Origin of the sequence: Bradyrhizobium sp. Arg237L (assembly GCF_029990105.1) — a bacterium.
Classification (GTDB): Bacteria; Pseudomonadota; Alphaproteobacteria; order Rhizobiales; family Xanthobacteraceae; genus Bradyrhizobium.
In genome coordinates, this window is record NZ_JAQMIL010000028.1 from 15,301 (window position 1) to 34,889 (window position 19,589).

The window sequence follows — 19,589 nt, forward strand, 5'->3', positions numbered from 1 at the left end:
CCCGGGCTTGACCCGGGCCCCATAACCACAGGCCTCTGTGGTGCGCTCCGCTGCAACCAATTGCTCCCGCCACAACACCTCTCTGTGGCTATGGGTCTCTGCATTCGCAGGGACGACAGCGGTGCGAGGTTCGACGATAATCGTAGGATGGGTAGAGCGCCGCGAAACCCATCATTCGCGTGGAGAGGTCTGCGCGGATGATCTTCGAGCTATGCTGGCATTGCACTGCGACCTGACGATGAGACATCGCCTTTCGAAAACGCACGAATGAAAGCGGTAGAGGGGCTGACGTAGTCGAGGATTGTTGATCTATGCTGGGTTGACCGCCCTGTTTTCTCTTGTGAGAACGCGGCCCCAACTTACTATTATTATGGGTGTAAGGTTTGTGGCGCGGGTTCGGAGGATGACAATGAATTTGAGTCGTCGCGGATTCATCAAACTCACCGGCACCAGCCTTGCAGCCTCCAGCCTCGGTGCACTCGGCTTTGGCTATACCGGCGAGGCGCTCGCCGCAGCGGTTCGGCCGTACAAATTGGCAGCCGCGACCGAGACCCGCAACACCTGCACCTATTGCTCTGTCGCCTGCGGCATACTGATCTACAGCATGGGCGATCGTGCCAAGAATGCGCGATCCAACATCATCCATATCGAGGGCGATCCGGATCATCCGGTGAACCGCGGGACGCTTTGTCCGAAAGGGGCGGGCCTACTGGACGTCGTTCATGCGCCGACGCGGCTGAGAGCGCCGCGCTATCGCGCTCCCGGTAGCAACGCGTTCAAGGAAGTCAGCTGGGACTTCGCGCTCGACCGTATCGCGCGGCTGATGAAGGACGACCGCGACAAGAATTTCATCGCCAAGAACGCCGCCGGCACGACCGTGAATCGATGGACCAGCACCGGCATGCTGGCTGCGTCTGCGTCGTCTACCGAGACCTCCTACGCGACATGGAAGGTCGTGCGCGCGCTCGGCATGGTGGTTTTCGACAACCAGGCGCGTGTCTGACACGGACCGACGGTGGCCAGTTTGGCCCCATCATTCGGTCGCGGTGCGATGACCAACACCTGGCAGGACATCAAAAATGCCAATGTGGTGATCGTGATGGGCGGTAACGCCGCTGAAGCGCATCCGTGCGGCTTCAAATGGGTGATCGAAGCCAAGATCGAGAACGGCGCCAAACTGGTGGTTGTCGATCCCCGCTTCACGCGCACCGCTTCGGTCGCGGACATGTATGCGCCGATCCGTCCGGGCACCGACATTGCGTTCCTGAACGGGCTGATCCGTTACTTGCTGGAAAAGAATGCGATCCAGCATGAATATGTGAAGCACTACACCAACGCCGGCCTGATCGTGAAGGAGGACTTTGGATTCGAGGACGGACTCTTCAGCGGCTTTAACGAAGAGAAGAAGACCTACGATAGATCGAGCTGGGATTTCGAGCTCGACGAACAGGGCTTCGCCAAGGTTGACGACACCTGGCAGAACCCGCGCTGCGTCATCAACTTGATGCGCCAGCACGTCGATCGCTATACGCCGGAGATGGTGTCGCGTATCAGCGGCACGCCACAGGACAAAATTCTGCAGGTCTATGAACTGATCGCCACCACGGCGGCACCTGACAAGGCATTGACATGCCTGTTCGCGCTTGGCTGGACGCAGCATTCCGTCGGCTCGCAGAACATCCGCGCCATGGCGATGGTCCAATTGCTGCTCGGCAATATCGGCGTCGCCGGCGGCGGCATGAACGCGCTGCGCGGGCATTCCAACATTCAGGGCCTGACGGATGTCGGTCTGCTGTCGAACCAGATTCCCGGTTATCTGTATCTGCCGACGGACCAGGAGACGACCTTCGAGGACTACATGAAGACGCGGCAGTACAAGCCGCTGCGTCCCGGCCAGGTCAGTTATTGGCAGAACTACCGCAAATTCATTGTCAGCTTCCAGAAAGCGATGTTCGGCGATTCCGCGACATCAGACAATGACTGGGCCTATGACTGGCTGCCCAAGCTCGACGTTCCCCTCTACGACATCATCCGCGCGTTCGAAATGATGAACCAGGGCGAGATGAACGGTTACATCTGCCAGGGCTTCAATCCGTTGCAGGCATTCCCGGATCGCGGCAAGATTCGCCGCGGCCTCAGCAAGCTGAAATTCCTGGTGACGATGGATCCGCTGGACACGGAGACCTCGCGGTTCTGGGAAAATTTCGGGCCCCAGAATCCTGTTGATCCGTCCCAGATCCAGACCGAAGTCTTCCAGTTGCCGACGACCTGCTTTGCCGAAGAGAACGGCTCACTGGTCAATTCCGCGCGCTGGCTGCAATGGCACTGGAAGGCTGCCGAGCCGCCGGGCGACGCGAAGTCGGATATCTGGATCATGAGCGGCATCTATCATCGTATGCGCGAGCTGTACCGCAAGGAGGGCGGCGCATTCCCGGATCCGATCCTCAACATGACCTGGAATTATACCGACCCGACCAGCCCCGATCCGGAGGAATTGGCGAAGGACATGAACGGCCGGGCGCTGGTCGATCTCAAGGACGCGACCGGCGCGGTGACGGTGGCTGCGGGCAAGCTGCTCGACGGCTTCGCGCAACTGCGCGACGACGGCACTACGGCAAGCGGCTGCTGGATCTTCACGGGTTGCTACACCGAGAAGGGCAACCAGATGGCGCGGCGCGACGCCAGCGATCCACGGGAGCAGGGCATCGCTCCGAACTGGGCCTGGGCGTGGCCAGCCAATCGGCGAATTCTCTACAATCGCGCCAGCGCCGATCTCAATGGCAAGGCGTGGAATCCGGAGAAGCCCATCATCGAATGGAATGGCAAGCAGTGGGTCGGCATTGATGTTCCCGACTACACGCCGACGACGAAGCCGTCCGATGGCGTCGGTCCGTTCATCATGAATGCCGAAGGCACCGGACGATTGTTCGCGCGCGACCAGATGGTGGATGGTCCGTTCCCTGAGCACTATGAGCCGCTGGAGTCGCCATCTCAAAATGTCCTCCATCCGAAGGTGAGGTCCAATCCGGTGGCGCGCGTGTTTGCCGATGATCGCGCAGATTTCGGCACCCCGTCCGAATTTCCGTATGTCGGCACCACCTATCGGCTCACCGAGCATTTCCATTTCTGGACCAAGCACGCGCTCATCAACGCAATCCTCCAGCCGGAGGAGTTCGTCGAGATTGGCGAAGCGCTGGCCAAGGAAAAAGGCATCGACCAGGGCGGCTGGGTGCGAGTGTCCTCGAAGCGCGGCTTCATCGTCTGCAAGGCTTACGTCACCAAGCGCATCAAGCCTTTGACGGTCGACGGGAAACCGACACATGTGATCGGCGTGCCCCTGCACTGGGGTTTCACGGGGCAGGCGCGAAAGGGATTCGGCGCCAATACGCTGACTCCTTCAGTGGGCGATGCGAACACGCAGACGCCGGAATTCAAGGCGTTCCTGGTGAACGTCGAAAAAGCAACCGGTCCGGCGGCCTGAAGGAGCGATCAATGGCAGACCTACAGTCCCAGGACTACATTCGGCGCTCAGCGACGACCTTGACGCCTCCCGCAGCGCGCAACTACGAGCAACAGGTTGCAAAACTCATCGATGTGACGCGCTGCATCGGCTGCAAGGCCTGTCAGTCGGCGTGCATGGAATGGAACAACCTTCGTCCCGAAGTCGGATATTTCGAAGGCTCTTACGAGAATCCGATGGATCTAGGCCCAGAAGTCTGGACGCTGATGCGTTTCAACGAATGGGAGAATGAAAAAGGCGATCTGGAGTGGCTGATCCGCAAGGATGGCTGCATGCACTGCGAAGATCCCGGTTGTCTCAAAGCCTGCCCGGCGCCCGGCGCGATCGTGCAATATGCGAATGGGATCGTGGATTTTGTCAGCGACGCCTGCATCGGCTGCGGCTATTGCGTGAAAGGGTGTCCGTTCAATATTCCGCGCATCAGCCAGACCGATCACAAGTCCTACAAATGCACGCTGTGCTCGGACCGGGTATCCGTGGGGCTGGAGCCGGCTTGCGTCAAGACCTGCCCGACAGGCGCGATCATGTTCGGCACGAAGAGCGACATGACGGATTGGGCTCAAGAGCGGATCAAGGATCTGAAATCGCGCGGCTTCGAGAATGCCGGGCTTTACGATCCTCCGGGAGTCAGCGGCACGCACGTGATGTATGTTCTGCATCACGCCGATAAGCCATCGATTTATTCGGACTTGCCGGAACAGCCGCATATCAGTGATTTCGTCAGCTTCTGGAAGGGGCTGATCAAGCCCGTCGCGCTCGCCGGTCTTGCGTTCACCGCGCTGGCCGGATTCTTCCACTGGATCACGGTCGGGCCGAATGACGTGCAGCCTGAAGATGAAGCCGAAGCAGAGCGGCTGTTGCGTTCAGCGGAGAAGCCGCGATGACATATCCCGGCGGCACCATCATCCGCTATTCGGCGGCCAGCCGGATCAACCACTGGATCACCGGCGGCTGTTTCGTGCTTCTGGTGCTGTCGGGCCTGGCGATGTTTCATCCCATGCTGTTCTTTTTGTCGAACCTGTTCGGGGGTGGCCAATGGACGCGCGCCGCGCATCCATGGATCGGCGTTGTGCTGTTCATCAGTTACACCGGGTTGATCATTCAGTTCTGGCGCGATGAAATGTGGACGCGCGACGATCTCGCCTGGACTGGGGCCATCACCCGCGTTCTCGTCAATGAGGAAGACGGCGTCCCGGAAGTCGCGCGATTCAATGCCGGCCAGAAGTTCGTGTTCTGGGCCATGGCTCTGCTGGTGCCGGTTCTGTTCTTTAGCGGCCTTGTGATCTGGGAAGTCTATTTTTCGTCGTACACGACGATCGAGCAGCAGCGGATCGCCGTGCTGATCCATAGCTTGGCGGCCATCGGGGCGATCATCGTATGGATCATCCACGTCTATGCCGGCCTCTGGATCAGAGGCTCGATGCGGGCCATGACCCATGGCTATGTCACGCCGGGCTGGGCATATCGGCACCATCGCAAGTGGTTCACACGTTTGGCAGAAACAGGGTCGAAAGGACCGGTGCCTCGCGTAAGCCATGACACTCCATCGATAAGGAGCGGTTCGTGAGGCAAGGCGAAGTCGCACCGCAGGGAAGATGGGAGGGCGTTCTCGGAGGCGTCAAAGCTCCGGAGGCGATCGTGCTTGCCGATCCGTTGAAAAGATTCGCCAATACATCCACTCGGCTCGCTGCATTGGCGCCCGGGCATCCGATGGAAGACTGGCTGCGTTTCATGTCGCACCTCGCCCGGGCTCAGCACGCCGCAGCGGCCACCGCGAAATCTCCTGTGGCCCCCGACCGATTTGCTGTCGAACAGGCGGTCGAAGCCCGCATGCCGCCGCTCGCTGCCGATGGACATCGCAGAGATTCTGCCTGGCGCGACGGCTTGACGGCATTACTGGATAATTTCGACAACGCATCTGCGCCGCCACAAGCGCTGGCGGTCATGGCGGACTTACGCGCAAGCGACGCCGCCACGCTCGAGCGGTTGGCCGATGCATTCCTTCACGGCCACGTCGGAGCTTCGCAGGCCGGCGCGGCGCTCTACATTGCCGCCGCATTGCAGGTCTATTTCACGCGCATGGCGGCGAGCCTGCCCGCATCGTCGCTTCGTTTGTTGGAGCGCCGCGGACTTTGTCCGTGCTGCGGCTCGACACCCAGCGCAGGTCTGGTGACGGCGTCGGGGCAGACGCCGGGCGCGCGTTATCTTTACTGCTCGCTCTGCTCGACGGCGTGGAATCACGTTCGCGCGGTTTGCATTACTTGCGGCGAATCGCGCTCAGTCGCGCTCGAAGGTATCGAAGGTGACAGCGGCGCGGTCAAAGCCGAGACCTGCAACGAATGCCATACCTATGCGAAGATGATCTACCAGAAGCAGGACACCAAGGCCGACCCGTTCGCCGACGATCTCGCGACACTCGGGCTTGATGTGCTTGTCGGCGAAGCCGGCTGGTCGCGTCACGCACCCAATCCATTGCTGCTGACGGGAGAAGGTTAATCCATGTTGACACCATCCGTTCGTTTGACTGATCTTGCCCATGGAGGAGGCTGCGGCTGCAAACTGGCCCCGTCCGTTCTCCAGCAACTTCTCGCCAATCAAGCAGCGGCTGCGCCTTACGCACAGCTCCTCGTCGGCACCGAAACCGGGGATGACGCCGCGGTCTGGCAGATCGACGACAAGACCTGCATTATCGCAACCACCGACTTCTTCATGCCGGTCGTAGACGATCCGCATGATTTCGGACGGATCGCGGCGGCGAACGCGATATCCGACGTCTATGCCATGGGCGGAAAGCCGATCATGGCGCTCGCCATTCTCGGCATGCCGCTCGGAAAACTTCCGATCGAAACCGTGCAGGGGATTCTGGGCGGCGGCGCGTCGATCTGCGCTGAGGCCGGCATTCCCATCGCGGGCGGTCATTCGATCGACTCCGTGGAGCCGATCTATGGTCTCGCTGTGATCGGTTTGTGCAGCCCGGATAACGTTCGCAAGAATTCCGGCGCCCGTCCCGGTGACGCGTTGATCCTGACCAAGGGCATTGGCATCGGCATCTATTCGGCCGCCTTCAAGAAACGCGCGCTCTCCGACGAGGCCTATGCGGAGATGATTGCATCAACGACCTTGCTGAACCGGATCGGTCAGGTGCTGGGTGACAACGCGGATGTCCATGGCATCACCGATGTGACCGGGTTCGGTCTGTTGGGGCATGGCCTTGAAATCGCGCGAGGGGCTGGCGTGCGCCTGACGATAGAGCAGAGCCGCATCCCGTTTCTCGATGACGCGCAGCGGCTGGCACAGTCCGGCTACATCACCGGCGCCTCCGAGCGCAACTGGGCGAGCTATGGCCATCAGGTCGTGCTGCCATCTGAGTTGCCGTCATGGCGGCGTGCGCTGTTGACCGATCCGCAAACATCCGGTGGGCTATTGGTAGCGTGCAAGGCGGATCGGGCCGCTTCGATCTGTGCGATGATCAAAGCGGCCGGTTATCCGCGCGCCAGCATCATTGGATCGGTCGGCGCAGGCGAGCCCGCCATTGAGATCATCTAGGTCATTCAGGAAGTGGCGGAAGAGAGCGGGAGTCGAACCCACCAAAGACAGGCTCGCTGCCTCACTCGGATTTGAAGTCCGAACGCCCCACCGGGGACGATTCTCTTCCCTGTATTTGATCGGTTGAATGCACCAGGGGTCCGAACAAGTCCAGACGATGCCGGTTTATCCGGCGCATGTCATCCTTGTTGACAGTCACGCCATGCCGATCGAAGAAGTCGAGGATCTGGATGGCGACCTTTCGGCCGTTCTCGACACGGTCGCGAAATTGCGCAGCGGTGAAAACGCCGTTCGCGGAACGGCCGGCAAGGTCGGCAACGATGCCCACCATTTCAAGGACCGTGCCGCGCAAGAAGAAATGGTCGTGGGCAATCTCGTCGGCCCAGCCCATCCGGCCGGCCAGCTTCAACAGCCTGCGGATGTCGCGCTCCGGATGCCCCGTTGCGGTCGCGATGTCGCGCACGCGTGGCGGGCGGAAGCGGGCGCCTCCTGCCAGGAGCGGTTGGACCGTGGCCCAGGATTCTTCATCTCTGGGCGAAAGACGCACGGCATGGGTGGGCAAGCGCACAAAGGAGCCGTCGAGGACAACATGACCCATCGACGCCATTTTTTGCAACGCTGCGGCGAATTCCGCCGCCGGCAGCGGCGGCTGGAACATAAGCCGGAGTTTCTCGCGTCCGATCCCTTGCAGATCGGGATTGTCGCGATGGTAGGCGGCGACGTGCTCAGTGAGCTCGGCGAGCACCAATTGCCAACGGTCGGGGGCGAGCGCGAGTCTCGATTCCCGCGTCTCCAGGACAACCAGGTCCAGTGCGTCTTCGATGCGCTTTGCTTCTGTCGCGGACAGCGCGCGGCCTCTTGCAAAGGCGGCGAGGTCCCAGGCGAATGGCGATGTGGCCAGCAGCTTCTTGAAAGCAGTCAGCGGATCGAAAAGCGCAAGGGCGGCACGCTGCGCCCGCCGTTCGGCCGTTCCGCGCCGCCGCTTCGGCGGACGCAGATCGATGAAATAACCGCCGCCCATCGTGCGTTGCGCGGACGCATCGCGGATCACGTAGCGATCCGGAATGGCGGCGGCGATCGGCCGCTCCAGCACGAGTTGAACATCGGCCGTCGCGCCTGGACGAACGGGTTCATCGCCCAGCAGCACGATGCGCGCGCCTATTTCGGTAGAGGCGTGGTGCAACCGGACCGGAAGCCATTGCTTGATCGGTTTGGTCTCGCCCGGCAACAGACGCAGCCTGGCATCGATCCGATCCGTTGGCGCGTGCAGGTCGGGATCCAGCACCACATCGCCTCGATGAATGCTCTCTTTCGTGATGCCTTCGCCGGCGAGATTGAGCGCGCAACGGTCTCCGGCTCGTCCGATCTCCGCCGGTTTGTTCTGAGCATGCAGGGACCGCACGCGCGCAGGCAGGCCCGACGGACTAATGAGGATGTGATCCTCGACGCGAACGGAACCGGACAGCACAGTACCCGTAACGACAACGCCTATCCCCTGCAGGGTAAAGACGCGGTCAACGGCAAGCCGAAAACGGCCCGCCGCCGAACGTTGGGAAACATGCTTTGCCGACGCCGCCAGCCTTGCGCGCAGGTCGTCAATTCCCCGCCCCGTCGGCGCGGACACCGGGACAATGTCGGCTCCCTCAATGGAGGTCCCTCCGATTGCTTCGCGGACTTGCGCGGAGAGATCAGCAAGCCGCTTCGGTGAAACCAGATCGGACTTGGTCAGCGCGACGATTCCGTGCCTGATGCCAAGCAGATCGATGATCGCCAGGTGCTCCAGCGTTTGCGGCATGATGCCGTCATCTGCGGCTATCACGAGCAAGGCGAAGTCAATGCCGCTTGCGCCGGCGAGCATGGTATGTACCAGGCGCTCGTGACCTGGAACGTCGATAAAGCCCAGGATCTCCCCGCCATCGACGGGCAGATAGGCGAAGCCGAGATCGATGGTGATGCCACGGGCCTTTTCTTCCTTCAGCCGATCGCCATCGACACCGGTCAATGCTTTGACCAGTGCGGTCTTGCCATGATCGATATGGCCGGCCGTTCCGATGATCATTGCTCAGGTCGACGCATCAGGATTCAATTCGGCAGGATTCAATTCGGAAAGCGTGGATACGAATTCATCTTCCTCCGACAGGCAGCGCAAATCCAGCGTCAGGCCATCATCTGCAATTCGTCCGATCACAGGCCGTCGCAACTCGCGCAAGGCGGCCGCCAGTCGGTCGAGCGCGCCGCTTCCGGAGGCGGAGCGAATCACAAGACCTGCGCTGGCGATGGTGTCGAGCGGCAGCGCGCCGGAGCCGATCTGGCTTTCACAATTGCACAAATCCACCGTGTAAGCCTTGCCAACGGCTTGAGCGACGACCGGGCGCAAGCGGCCAGCTTGAGCTTCGATATCCGTCTTGGTGCGCGCCAGCAAACGCAAAGTCGGCAATCGCTCGGCCAGGCGATCCGGATCGCGATAGAGCTTCAAGGTCGCCTCGATGGCGGCAAGTCTGACCTTGTCGACGCGGAGCGCACGCTTCATCGGATTGCGGTTGATCGCGGCGATCAAGGATGTCTTGCCGACAACGAAACCTGCCTGAGGTCCGCCGAGCAGCTTATCGCCCGAAAATGTCACGAGGCCGGCGCCGGCCGCAACCGCCTCCCGCACCGTCGGCTCCTTTTGCAAACCGTATTTCGAAAGATCGACCAGCGTGCCGGACCCGAGATCGTTCAGGAGCGGAACGCTCGCTTCGCTGGCGATGGTCGCAAGTTCTGCGGCGCCAACTTCAGCCGTGAAGCCCTGGATGCGATAGTTCGACGTATGAACTTTCAGGATGACGCCGGTCCGCTCACTCAGCGCCGCGCGGTAATCCTTCGGGTGTGTTCGGTTGGTGGTCCCCACCTCGACCATGTTCGCACCGGCCCGCGCCATGATATCAGGCATGCGGAAGGCGCCGCCAATCTCGATCAGTTCGCCGCGCGAGACGATCGCTTCGCGCCCTTGAGCCAGCGTGTTGAGGCAGAGCAGAACCGCCGCCGCATTGTTATTGACGATGGTTGCGTCTTCCGCGCCGGTCAGTTCGCAAAGGAGCTGCCGCACGTGATCGTCGCGCTCGCCCCGCTTGCCCGTCGAGAGATCGAATTCGAGTGCGACGGGGCCGCGCATTGCTGCCACAGCCGCCTCGATCGCCTCCTCGGCAAGCGAGGCCCGGCCGAGGTTGGTGTGCAGAATGGTCCCGGTCAGATTGAATAGCGAGCGCAACCCTGACATGTCCCGTTCGTTGAGCAGCGCCAAGGCACGAAGCGCAACGTCCTCGATGCTGGGAGGCGGGGCACCGCTCCTTATCTCGTTTCGGGCGTCGTCGATCGTGGCGCGAATAGCCTCAGTCGACGCCACGCGCCCAAAGCGCTGCAACAGGGCGACAGCCGAATCCGAGTTAAGGATCGCCGAGACAGATGGCAGGCTGCGCAGGCTGGCGGATGTCGAATCTTTCATTCGCATTCCGGACATTAGGTGGGGTTGGGAGCAAATGCAGCATTCGAAGGGGCGGTCGTGTCCCCGCCTCTCACAAAAATGTCTATGAAATGGACGTTTTCAATACCTTGCAAGGACCCTCATCGGCCAGGCAGATCGCGTTCCGCCGCGGAGGTGATGTTCAGACCGGACCGTCTCGGAGCCCGGCGCAGAGAGCGTGCGCTCCTACTAGCGCCAGTGATACCGACGCACTAAATATTGCCGACCATGCAAGACCATGCGCTCGAGGACTTCATCAACCGCCACTCACGTCTGTTCGTTCTGACGGGAGCAGGCTGCAGCACCAATTCCGGCATCCCGGACTATCGCGATAGCGACGGCAAGTGGAAGCGGACGCCTCCGGTAACCTACCAGGCTTTCATTCGAGAGCACGCGACCCAGCAGCGCTATTGGGCACGGAGTCTGATCGGGTGGCGGAGGTTCGGCCGTGCATTGCCCAACGACGCCCACCATGCGCTGGCCAAGCTGGAAGCGAAGGGGCGAAGCAAGATTCTCCTGACCCAAAATGTGGATGGGCTTCATCAGGCTGCTGGCAGCAAGCAAGTTATCGACCTGCATGGACGGCTTGATATGGTTCGGTGCCTGGGATGCGCGTCGACGACGCCGAGATCGACTTTTCAGGAGGAACTGGCTTGCTTGAACGGCGCGTGGCTTGCTTTGGACGCCGCGGACGCTCCGGACGGGGACGCTGACGTTGAGAACGAAGATTTCTCAAGTTTTGTCGTACCGACTTGCCGATTGTGCCGGGGCGTTCTTAAGCCGGATGTCGTCTTCTTCGGCGAAAATGTTTCGCGCGACATCGTTGCCACCGCTAAGAGCCATCTGAACGAAGCCGACGGCATGTTGATCGTCGGTTCCTCGCTTATGGTCTATTCCGGCTTTCGCTTCGCGCAGATGGCGGCTCAAAATGGCCTGCCGATCGCGGCCGTCAATCTCGGTCGGACCCGAGCCGATCACCTGCTCACGCTGAAGGTAGAAGATCGGTGCGAAGCGGCGCTTGCCTTCTTGCTGTGAGAAATCCGGCGAGCGTCAGGAGCGACAAAGTTATGGTGACCTTCCGATAGACCAAAGGATGGCGTTCGTAAGGAGGCGTTGGAATCGACCGTCGCGCCATACCGAGGCCTCGTGGCCCAGCGCCGTATAGAACACTCGCCCCCGGCCGTAAGATCGGGTCCAGGCGAGGGGCCAGCCATAGGATCGTTGATGCACACCCGGCTTGCCAAGGTCCACCGAGTTTTGGTTGAGGCGTAGCAGCACCTGTGATCCGCGATGGTCGAAGTCTCTGATCTGGTAGATCTCGTCCTCGAACTGCAAGGTATCGCCGAGATGCGCCACCAGCGGATTGCCGGGATCAACGACATTGATGGTCACGGCCTGATGCCATGGATGACCATCGAAGTAACCGCCGATCAGATCAAGATAATCCGGCCAGGTGTAGAACGTGTCCGTGGCTGAATGAACGCCGAGGAAACCACCGCCGGAGCGCACAAAATTGAGAAGAGCTGCTTTTTCAGCGTCCTTCATTGGGAGTTCTCCGGTGGTGAAGAACATCACCCCGGCATAGCGTCTGAGGTTGTCGGTCGAAAACTCGGATATGTCTTCTGTGGCAGTGACCTCAAAGGCGCCGGAACTCCGTCCAAGCTGTGTCAGTATTGACTCGGAAAGCGGTATGACTTCGTGCCGATAGCCGGCGGAGAGTGTGAAATAAAGGATGCGTTCCGGCAACCGCTCTGCACGCGCGCCGAACGGCCGGATTGCCGCCGCGCTGCCGAGGAGCGCTATGAACTCGCGTCGCCTCACGGTCCCTCCCGCAGCCTGCGCAATCATAATCACCCTCGCGCAAAGTGGAAGGGTTTCGAGGCGAACAGGGGAGAGCCGATCGTCGCGCGCATGTACGACACTGCGATGGTCTTGGTGCCCAGAAAGCCAAATCGCTACTCGATTGCGGCCTTGATGAGGTTCAGCAATTCCTGATACGGCTCACGGCTCGGCGGGTCCGACGGCGCTTGCCGCATCAGATCGTAGATCTTCGGAACGAGTTGGACAGCTTGATCGAGTTCGCCGTCGCGACCCGGCTGATAACCGCCCATTAACCGAAGATCGCGTGTGTCCTCGAAGCGCGCGATCATGGCGCGCAACTTTCGCAGCAAATTGCGTTCGTCCGCGGTCCAGACTTGTTGGGCCAGGCGCGATACCGATGAAAGTACATTGACGGCGGGATAGCGCCCCTGATCTGCGACCTCCCGGTCAAGCACGATGTGCCCATCGAGGGTGCCGCGCACCGTATCCGCTATCGGCTCATTGTGGTCATCGCCATCGACGAGCACGGAATAAATGCCGGTGATTGAGCCCTGCCCGTCGATTCCGGGCCCGGACCGTTCGAGCAGGCGCGGCAGCTCGCTAAAGACGCTTGGGGCGTAGCCGCGCGCAACCGCGGGCTCGCCGGTGGCCAGCGCGATTTCGCGGGCCGCGTGAGCGAAGCGTGTGACCGAATCGGCGATCAGCAGCACCGATTCGCCGCGATCCCGAAAATATTCGGCGATCGTGGTGGCGGTCTTTGCCGCCATCCGGCGCATCATCGGACTCTCGTCGCTCGTGGACACCACCGTGATCGCGCGCGATCGATGGTGAACCAGTGCCTCCTCGAGGAATTCGCGTACCTCGCGGCCGCGCTCGCCGACCAAGGCCGTGACGACAGTGTCGAAGCCCTGGCTTTGCGCGATCATGGACAGCAACGTGGTCTTGCCGACGCCTGACCCGGCAAAAATACCAATGCGCTGCCCGACGCAGAGCGGCGTAAACAGATCCAGCACGCGCACTCCCGTCCGCAACGGCGTGCGCACGCGGGCACGGCTGATGGCGGGCGGTGGGCTCGCATCCGTTGACATCACCCGGTCGCCGACGCGCAACGTGCCAGCGTCGTCGATCGGCTCGGCGAGGGCGTTGAGCACCCGGCCCTTCCAACTTGGATGCGGCGAGATCGTCTTCGGTGGATGACGATAGGCAACGAGACCCAGGCCCGCCCCGATGTGGGAATCGAACGGCTTGGCAGTAACGCCGTTCCCGTCGATACGAACGACCTCGCCGAGTTGTACCTGGCCATCGATTTCGAGCCCGATCAACTCGCCCAGTCTTACGAATCGCGAGAGGCCCGACACGCGGTAATGCGTCGGCGCGACCTCTGAAACGGTGCCGCCCACCCGGACCGTCGGCACGTCCTTGCGGAGCGACGAAAGCGTCGATTCCAGCCGCTCCAGCGCATTCATCGATTACCAGGCTCCTGTGTTGCTGGCCGCTATGCCTTGGACGGTTCGCCAAGCGAGCGAATCGCGTTCTGCATTGTGCCCTCGGAGCCCTCGACGAGCGAGGTGACGCTCTGGAACGCCCGCGACGCGGTGATCAACTGTGTCAGCTCCGACAGCGGGTCGACGTTGGACTCCTCGACAAAGCCCTGCTGGAAGCCGGTGTACATGAAATCGACGACGGGCGTCGCGGCACGGTCCGGAATGACCCCCGAATTGCCGTAGCGCTCCAGCTTTGCGCCCACAGGAATGTCGAACAGGCCGAGCACCCCGACCTGGTTGTTGTTTTGCGTAATGGTCCCGTCTCGCGAGATCGTCAGCGGTCCGCCCTCGGGATCGACGATGATCGGCGTACCGCCTGCATCGAGCACGGGGAACCCTGAAACGGTCTGCAATTCGCCAGTGCGGTTGATCTGCATCCGGCCGTCCCGTGTGTAAGCCTTGCCGGTGGGACCGGTAAACCCCATCCATGTGTTCCCGATGACGGCGACGTCGAGGCTATTCTCGGTCCGCGTCACACTTCCGGGCCTTCGAGAGATGAAGTTTTCTCCGGGAGTCGAGAAGGCGACGGGCTGGGATGCCGCGCGCGACATTGCCGTTTCGAACTTCACTGCGTCGGCGCGGAAAGCGGTCGTCTTCATGTTCGCCAGATTGTTGGCGATGGTCTCAAGCCTCTTTTCGACGGCGACCTGAGCGGAAAGGCTGACATAGAGCGCTGATTGCATACCGGCTATCTTCCGATCTTCAGGTTCGTGCGTGCGGCCTGCTCGGAGATCGAGCCGGATTGCCGGAGATCTCCGATAGTTTGCGATCGTGGGACACCATCGCGGAAGCAACTCCTGCGCGCACACAAGGATTAAGACTGGCTGAAAAATCGACCGGCAAGCTTGTGCGAGGCTGTTCGCGGCGGTCCAGTGACAGCTTCGTGCAAGGATCGCTGCCTAAACGAATGTGTCCCAATTCGGAGCGGTGTGCTTGAGCATTCTTTTTGGCGTCATCGTCACGATCGCGAGCCTGCTGGGCGGCTTCGTGGCGATGGGTGGGCATGTCAGCGTGATCTGGCAGCCGTGGGAGTTTGTCATCATCGCCGGCATGGCGATCGGCACCTATATTGTCGCGAACCCCTGGAAGGTCGTCATCGACACGGGTGTCGCGACCGTACAGGCGCTTACCGTGGCTGTGCCGAAGCAGCGCCACTACCTCGACCTGCTCGGACTTCTGCACGCGCTCATGCGCGAAGTGCGCAACAAGGGGCGCAATGAAGTCGAGGCGCATATTGACGACCCGACATCGTCGGAGATCTTCCAGAACTTTCCGACCGTACTTGCCAACGATTCTCTCGTGCATTTCATTTGCGACTATTTTCGCCTGATCGTCATGGGAAGTGCGCGACCGCATGAAATCGAGGCGCTGATGGACGAAGAGATCGAAACGATCGTTCGCAGCAAACTGAAGCCGTACCATTCTCTGATGATGGTTGCGGAAGGCCTGCCGGCGCTCGGGATCGTGGCTGCGGTCCTGGGCGTCATCAAGGCGATGGGGGCGCTCGATCAGTCGCCCAAGCTTCTCGGTGGCCTGATCGGTGCGGCGCTGGTCGGAACATTTGCTGGAATCTTTCTCTCGTACGGTCTTGTTGCGCCCTTGGCGCACAAGGTCAAAATGGTGCGCGAGCAGCAATGCCGGATGTACATCATCGTCAAACAGACGCTGCTCGCCTTCATGAACGGCGCGCTGCCGCAGATCGCAATCGAGCATGGCCGCAAGATGATCGGACCTGGCGATCGTCCCTCGATCGACGTGGTCGAGAACGAAACCATCGCCGGCGCCGCAAAGGGCGGTGGTGGTGAACAGGGGGCGAAAGTGGCGGGAGCAAAGGCCTAATGTCGGAAAGCAAGCCGCTGCGGCACGAGCCGGCGCCGGATCAACTGCTCGGGGCTGCCGGAATCTCGGTCGATCGCATGCCGATGCTGCATGTGATCTTCGATCAGATGACCAACCTCTGCGCCGAGAGTCTCCGGTCGATGTCGCCATCGCAGTCGTATTTTTCGCTGACCGGCGTCGGTAGCGACCGTCTTTCCGAGATTCTCGACGGCCGCGAATCGGAGGCGATCGTGGCGGTGTTCTACGCTCAGGCGTGGGACGGCCGAATCCTCATCGGCTTCGATCGCGACTTCGTATATACAATGGTGGAGCTGTTGTTCGGCTCCGACGGGGCGGAGCCGCCGCTGGACATGCCGCGCGTTTTCTCGAACGTGGAGCTGCATGTTGCCGAAGCGCTGTTCGAACGCTTCGGCAAGGCATTGCAATCGTCGTTCTCGCGCGCTTCGGATGTCCAGTTCAATCTGGAACGCGTCGAGACGCGGATGGATTATCTGGCAATCGGCCGGCTCAACAACATGGCGGTATATGCCAAGATTCTGGTCCAGGGATTGGACCGCGGTGGCGAGATGTTCATCGTCATTCCGCACTCGGTTCTCAATCCTCTCCGCCAGGCGCTCTCGCAGATCGTGTCCGGAGAGTCCGTATCCACGGACCCGAACTGGAGCAAGCAGCTGCACAACGAGATACAGCGCACCGAGGTGGTGCTGAAAGCAGTGCTCGAGGAGCGCTCGCTCACTCTCGGCGAAGTCGCGGGATTCCAGGTGGGTCAGGTGATCGAGCTGAATGCCACGCCGAGCACCCTCGTGAGGCTCGAGTGCAACAATCAGCGGCTGTTCTGGTGCCAAATGGGACAGCTAAACGGGGCCTATTCACTGCAAGTCAAGGAATCGGCGGATCAAAAGCGGGAGTTCATCGATGGCATCCTATCTCGTTGACCTTATTCTCCTGGCGGCGCTGCTTGTCACCACCATCCGTGTGACGAGGATGCACCGGGAGCTCGTTCACCTGCGCGCCAGTCAGGGAGACTTCGCTTTCATTCTGGGCAAGACCACTGAAACCATGGACGACATGGTGCTCATGGTGCGGGAGTTCAGCGCCGATGGAAAGCAGCTCGTCAACATCCTCGGGAGCAAGATCGAAGAGGCGCGCAAGGCAATCATCGATATCGAAACTCGCGCCGATGTGTCCCGCAGGTAGTTATAATTGGCGTGGTCGCCAGAAAACGAAATTGCCGAGAAAGCACGTGAAATGAAGCAGCCATTCGAAGCCGAATCAGCTACCGCGCCGACGCAGAATCCGTCGGAGACGGCCAAGCTGGGAGGAGCCGCGTTCGGGAAACTGGCGGATCTTGCTGCGCGCGCGGCGGAGGAAACCAGCCGACTTACAAACCTCGAGCCGATCCTGCGCATTCCGGTCACTGTCCAGGTTCTTCTTGGCTCGGCGACGATGCCGGTCGCCGATCTGATGAAGCTGGGGCGAGGCGCCGTCATTCCGCTTGATCATCGCGTTGGCGAGCCGGTGGAGGTGGTTGTCAACGGTCGAATCGTGGCGCGCGGCGCAGTCGTCGTCGTGGAGGATGAGAACTCGCGATTCGGCGTGTCGCTCACCGAAATCGTCGGAGGATCCCCAGGCGATGCAGAGGCGTAAGGGATCTCCGAATGGCGTTCAATGCACCTGCAAAGCGTAGCTCCGAAGCCAGGCCGCTGAGCGGTACCGAGAAGGTTGCCGCGCTCCTTCTGGCCATGGGCCGGGAGCTCTCCGGCGGCGTTCTAAAGGAATTCGATCCGGAAGAGATCAAGCTCGTCACGCGCGCAGCGGCGGAATTGAAGCCTATTTCAGGTCCCGAGCTCGAGGCGATCATCGAGGAGTTCGCCCAGCACTTCACGACCGGGCCAAACATCTTCGGAACGGTCGGCGAGCTGGAAAAACTGCTCACCGGCGTTCTTCCTCCCGAGCAGGTCACGGACATCATATCGGAGGTGCTCGGCAACAAGACCAAGTCGGTGTGGGAACGGGTCTCTTCCGTGTCCGAAAGCCTGCTGGCCAACTATCTGCTCAAGGAGCATCCGCAAACGGCCGCCTTGATCCTTTCCAGGGTGAAGCCCGCGTGCGCCGCGCGCGTGATGAGCCTGCTGCCGGCGGATTTGCGGCACAATCTGATGCGCCGCATGCTGAGCCTGAAACCCGTTGTCGAGGAGGCGATGGGGGTCATCGAGAAGACCATGCACGAAGACTTCATGATCAACTTCGGGCGCAACCTCGCATCCGACACCTATCCTCGCATGGCCGACATCATCAACAAGATGGAGCGGACGCAGATGGAGGAATCGCTGAAGAATCTCTCCGAATCGCGACCGAAGTCGGCGGAGATACTGAAGGGGATGCTGTTCACGTTTGACGATATCGTCAATCTCACCGCCAAGGCGCGCATGCTGATCTTCGACCAGGTCCCGACCGATCGCACGGTGACGGCGCTGAAGGGAACGGATACGAGCTTTCGCGAACTCATTCTGTCGTCGCTGGCGTCGCGGACGCGCCGGCTGGTCGAGCACGAGCTTGCCAGCAGCGTCCCTTCGAACCAGCGCGAAATCCTGGAGGCGCGCCGCACGATCACGGACCTTGCGCTCGACATGGCCGGGCGAGGAGAGATCGAGCTCAATCCGGATCAGGAAGATCAGCCGGTATTCACGTAAAGACTGACCGTTATGGCCGAGGGACCCGACAAGGAGAGCAAGACCGAAGAGCCGACGGAAAAGAAGATAAGAGACTCCGTCGAGAAGGGCAAAATTCCGGTCTCGCGTGAAGCGTCGGTCTTCTCGTCCATGATCGCGCTCCTCATCTTCCTGAGCTTCCTTACGGTCGACAGTGTCCGGAAACTGGCATCGACGCTGAGCCGGTTGATCGATGATCCCTCCGGGATTCGCATCCGTAACGGTGCGGATGCGGTGGAATTCATGGTCGTCATCGGGGGCAGTTCGGCCGCGCTATTGCTTCCAATCGTGATCGTCTTGGCGATTGCCGGGTTGGCGGCTTCGTTTCTGCAGAACGCTCCGCGTCTGGTGTTCGAGAGGATAACGCCCGACAGCTCACGTATTTCGATTTCCCAAGGATGGGAAAGATTGTTCGGCGGTCAGGGACGCGTCGAGTTCCTGAAGGCCGCTTTTAAGTTTTTTGCCGTAGGCATTGTGGTGAGCATCGTATTGAGGGCCGAGGAGGCTGTGGCCGTGAATTCCTTGTTTAGCGACCCGACCGGCGTTCCGGAACTTATCTTGACGACTGCGATGCGGCTCGTATCGGCAATCAGCATTGCTACTATCGTGCTGGTGGCACTCGATCTCGTCTGGGCACGATTCCACTGGCGGCGTGACCTGCGCATGACACGGCAGGAGCTCAAGGACGAATTCAAGCAGGCCGAGGGTGATCCTCTGGTCAAGTCGCGGCTGCGGTCGTTGGCCCGCGATCGGGCACGAAAGTCGATGCTGGCTGCGGTCCCCCGCGCGACGTTGGTCGTGGCCAATCCCACTCATTATGCGATCGCCCTGAAGTATCGACATGGCGAAGATGCAGCTCCGACCGTGCTTGCGAAGGGGCAGGATCTCATCGCTCTCAAGATCAGGGAAATCGCCGAGCAGAACAATGTGCCGGTCGTGGAGGACAAGATGCTTGCGAGATCCATGTACGGTGCCGCCCAGGTCGACCGCGTGATTCCGCAAGAGTTCTTTCGTCCGGTGGCCGAAATCATCTATTTCCTGCATTCACGCAAGCAGAAGGCGGGTGCGTGAAAAACGCTCCGCATCAACGGCGGAGATTTCACCAG

Annotated in this window: 17 protein-coding genes and 1 tRNA gene; 12 read left to right on the forward strand and 6 right to left on the reverse strand. The window is 60.8% G+C overall.

Going from position 1 to position 19,589, the window contains the following annotated elements; all coding sequences use genetic code 11:
- Window positions 1–409: 409 nt before the first annotated feature.
- The 5 genes from fdnG (at window position 410) to selD (ending at window position 7,066) form a co-directional block, all read left to right on the forward strand.
- Window positions 410–3,481, forward strand: a complete 3,072-nt coding sequence (gene fdnG, locus OZ411_RS18615) for a formate dehydrogenase-N subunit alpha (protein ID WP_282529122.1) — start codon at window positions 410–412, stop codon at window positions 3,479–3,481.
- 11 nt (window positions 3,482–3,492) lie between these two features.
- Window positions 3,493–4,404, forward strand: coding sequence for a formate dehydrogenase subunit beta (gene fdxH, locus OZ411_RS18620; RefSeq protein ID WP_130577375.1), 912 nt, complete (start codon window positions 3,493–3,495; stop codon window positions 4,402–4,404).
- Window positions 4,401–5,087 (forward strand): formate dehydrogenase subunit gamma, encoded by a 687-nt coding sequence (locus tag OZ411_RS18625; protein ID WP_282529123.1) that lies wholly within the window; start codon window positions 4,401–4,403, stop codon window positions 5,085–5,087. The genes fdxH and OZ411_RS18625 overlap by 4 nt, the downstream gene beginning before the upstream one ends.
- Window positions 5,088–5,158: 71 nt before the next feature.
- Entirely contained in the window at window positions 5,159–6,016 is an 858-nt protein-coding gene (gene fdhE / locus OZ411_RS18630) for a formate dehydrogenase accessory protein FdhE (RefSeq protein ID WP_282529124.1), read from the forward strand.
- A 3-nt stretch (window positions 6,017–6,019) separates the two neighbouring features.
- Window positions 6,020–7,066, forward strand: a complete 1,047-nt coding sequence (gene selD, locus OZ411_RS18635) for a selenide, water dikinase SelD (RefSeq protein WP_282529125.1) — start codon at window positions 6,020–6,022, stop codon at window positions 7,064–7,066.
- Between the two features lie 13 nt (window positions 7,067–7,079).
- Here the strand turns inward: selD and OZ411_RS18640 are convergent.
- From OZ411_RS18640 to selA, 3 genes are all read right to left on the reverse strand, one after another.
- Window positions 7,080–7,175: transfer RNA gene (locus OZ411_RS18640), tRNA-Sec, on the reverse strand.
- Window positions 7,128–9,125: a selenocysteine-specific translation elongation factor gene (gene selB / locus OZ411_RS18645; protein ID WP_282529180.1), complete on the reverse strand. Its 1,998-nt coding sequence runs from the start codon at window positions 9,123–9,125 to the stop codon at window positions 7,128–7,130. The genes OZ411_RS18640 and selB overlap by 48 nt, the downstream gene beginning before the upstream one ends.
- A 3-nt stretch (window positions 9,126–9,128) precedes the next feature.
- Entirely contained in the window at window positions 9,129–10,550 is a 1,422-nt protein-coding gene (selA, locus tag OZ411_RS18650; RefSeq protein ID WP_282529126.1) for an L-seryl-tRNA(Sec) selenium transferase, read from the reverse strand.
- Window positions 10,551–10,796: 246 nt separating this feature from the next.
- Between selA and OZ411_RS18655 the strand changes: the two genes are divergently transcribed.
- Window positions 10,797–11,603 carry an NAD-dependent protein deacetylase gene (locus OZ411_RS18655; RefSeq protein ID WP_282529127.1) on the forward strand — a complete coding sequence of 269 codons (807 nt, stop codon included), beginning with the start codon at window positions 10,797–10,799 and terminating at the stop codon, window positions 11,601–11,603.
- Window positions 11,604–11,633: 30 nt separating this feature from the next.
- On the opposite strand, the gene OZ411_RS18660 is transcribed toward OZ411_RS18655, so the two are convergent.
- From OZ411_RS18660 to flgF, 3 genes are all read right to left on the reverse strand, one after another.
- On the reverse strand, window positions 11,634–12,389 hold the full coding sequence (locus OZ411_RS18660; RefSeq protein ID WP_282529128.1) for a ThuA domain-containing protein: 756 nt from the start codon (window positions 12,387–12,389) through the stop codon (window positions 11,634–11,636).
- 134 nt (window positions 12,390–12,523) lie between these two features.
- Window positions 12,524–13,855: a flagellar protein export ATPase FliI gene (gene fliI, locus OZ411_RS18665; RefSeq protein WP_282529129.1), complete on the reverse strand. Its 1,332-nt coding sequence runs from the start codon at window positions 13,853–13,855 to the stop codon at window positions 12,524–12,526.
- A gap of 29 nt (window positions 13,856–13,884) precedes the next feature.
- Entirely contained in the window at window positions 13,885–14,616 is a 732-nt protein-coding gene (flgF, locus tag OZ411_RS18670; protein WP_130577366.1) for a flagellar basal-body rod protein FlgF, read from the reverse strand.
- 250 nt (window positions 14,617–14,866) lie between these two features.
- Between flgF and motA the strand changes: the two genes are divergently transcribed.
- The 6 genes from motA to flhB are packed head-to-tail and all read left to right on the forward strand — an operon-like array spanning window position 14,867 to window position 19,554.
- A complete protein-coding gene (gene motA / locus OZ411_RS18675) occupies window positions 14,867–15,772 on the forward strand; it encodes a flagellar motor stator protein MotA (RefSeq protein WP_130577365.1) in 906 nt (301 codons plus the stop codon).
- Window positions 15,772–16,707, forward strand: coding sequence for a FliM/FliN family flagellar motor switch protein (locus OZ411_RS18680; RefSeq protein WP_130577364.1), 936 nt, complete (start codon window positions 15,772–15,774; stop codon window positions 16,705–16,707). The genes motA and OZ411_RS18680 overlap by 1 nt, the downstream gene beginning before the upstream one ends.
- A complete protein-coding gene (locus tag OZ411_RS18685; protein ID WP_130577363.1) occupies window positions 16,688–16,969 on the forward strand; it encodes a hypothetical protein in 282 nt (93 codons plus the stop codon). Before OZ411_RS18680 ends, OZ411_RS18685 begins: the two co-directional genes overlap by 20 nt.
- A gap of 51 nt (window positions 16,970–17,020) precedes the next feature.
- A complete protein-coding gene (gene fliN, locus OZ411_RS18690; protein WP_130577389.1) occupies window positions 17,021–17,419 on the forward strand; it encodes a flagellar motor switch protein FliN in 399 nt (132 codons plus the stop codon).
- 11 nt (window positions 17,420–17,430) lie between these two features.
- Window positions 17,431–18,465, forward strand: coding sequence for a flagellar motor switch protein FliG (locus OZ411_RS18695; RefSeq protein WP_130577362.1), 1,035 nt, complete (start codon window positions 17,431–17,433; stop codon window positions 18,463–18,465).
- Between the two features lie 12 nt (window positions 18,466–18,477).
- Window positions 18,478–19,554, forward strand: a complete 1,077-nt coding sequence (gene flhB / locus OZ411_RS18700; protein WP_282529130.1) for a flagellar biosynthesis protein FlhB — start codon at window positions 18,478–18,480, stop codon at window positions 19,552–19,554.
- The last annotated feature ends 35 nt before the right edge of the window (window positions 19,555–19,589 follow it).

Excerpts from the sequence above, each read along its gene's own strand:
- flhB (WP_282529130.1), top strand. The coding sequence starts at position 18,478 with ATGGCCGAGGGACCCGACAAGGAGAGCAAGACCGAAGAGCCGACGGAA.
- fliI (WP_282529129.1), bottom strand. The coding sequence starts at position 13,855 with ATGAATGCGCTGGAGCGGCTGGAATCGACGCTTTCGTCGCTCCGCAAG.
- selA (WP_282529126.1), bottom strand. The coding sequence starts at position 10,550 with ATGAAAGATTCGACATCCGCCAGCCTGCGCAGCCTGCCATCTGTCTCG.
- fliN (WP_130577389.1), top strand. The coding sequence starts at position 17,021 with ATGAAGCAGCCATTCGAAGCCGAATCAGCTACCGCGCCGACGCAGAAT.
- flgF (WP_130577366.1), bottom strand. The coding sequence starts at position 14,616 with ATGCAATCAGCGCTCTATGTCAGCCTTTCCGCTCAGGTCGCCGTCGAA.
- OZ411_RS18680 (WP_130577364.1), top strand. The coding sequence starts at position 15,772 with ATGTCGGAAAGCAAGCCGCTGCGGCACGAGCCGGCGCCGGATCAACTG.
- OZ411_RS18695 (WP_130577362.1), top strand. The coding sequence starts at position 17,431 with ATGGCGTTCAATGCACCTGCAAAGCGTAGCTCCGAAGCCAGGCCGCTG.
- OZ411_RS18685 (WP_130577363.1), top strand. The coding sequence starts at position 16,688 with ATGGCATCCTATCTCGTTGACCTTATTCTCCTGGCGGCGCTGCTTGTC.
- fdxH (WP_130577375.1), top strand. The coding sequence starts at position 3,493 with ATGGCAGACCTACAGTCCCAGGACTACATTCGGCGCTCAGCGACGACC.
- selD (WP_282529125.1), top strand. The coding sequence starts at position 6,020 with ATGTTGACACCATCCGTTCGTTTGACTGATCTTGCCCATGGAGGAGGC.
- selB (WP_282529180.1), bottom strand. The coding sequence starts at position 9,125 with ATGATCATCGGAACGGCCGGCCATATCGATCATGGCAAGACCGCACTG.
- OZ411_RS18655 (WP_282529127.1), top strand. The coding sequence starts at position 10,797 with ATGCAAGACCATGCGCTCGAGGACTTCATCAACCGCCACTCACGTCTG.
- OZ411_RS18625 (WP_282529123.1), top strand. The coding sequence starts at position 4,401 with ATGACATATCCCGGCGGCACCATCATCCGCTATTCGGCGGCCAGCCGG.